Origin of the sequence: [Mycobacterium] manitobense, from assembly GCF_025821665.1 — a bacterium.
Taxonomy (GTDB): Bacteria; Actinomycetota; Actinomycetes; order Mycobacteriales; family Mycobacteriaceae; genus Mycobacterium; species Mycobacterium arseniciresistens.
In genome coordinates this window covers 1-405 of record NZ_JACKSJ010000206.1, presented here as the reverse complement: position 1 = coordinate 405, position 405 = coordinate 1, and the positions used below count along the sequence as shown (strand labels likewise).

The window sequence follows — 405 nt, the reverse complement described above, 5'->3', positions numbered from 1 at the left end:
ACCAGGTCAGTGGTTGCGTAGTTTGTCGACGAGCTTGTCCTTCGTCAGGCCCGAGTAGCCTTCCATGCCGAGTTCCTTGGCGCGCTTCTTGAGGTCGGCGACGGTCCAGTCCTCGTAGGAACCCGACTTCCCGCCCTTGCGCCCCACCGCGGACTTGCCGCGCGCTGCGGCGGCATTGGAGATGCGGGCCGCCTTCTCCTTGGAATTGCCCTGCTCACGCAGGTCTTCGTACATCTTTTCGTTCTTGATCGACGAGTTCGGCATCGTCACCACCTCTGTCTGCTCGGGGATTGTGCATGGATTCCCCACCGCACCGAGCCCGAAACGCCGACGGCCCGTGACCGCACGTCGCCTGCTGTCCGTCAGCGACGGTATTTGAGAAACAGATAGTCCCCGTGTGTCAGG

General features: G+C 62.2%; 1 protein-coding gene. It reads right to left on the bottom strand.

All coding sequences use genetic code 11. The annotated features are described in order from the left end of the window. Positions 1-6 precede the first annotated feature (6 nt). Positions 7-264, bottom strand: a complete 258-nt coding sequence (locus tag H7I41_RS23230) for a DUF7218 family protein (RefSeq protein WP_073859154.1) — start codon at positions 262-264, stop codon at positions 7-9. Between the last annotated feature and the right edge of the window lie 141 nt (positions 265-405).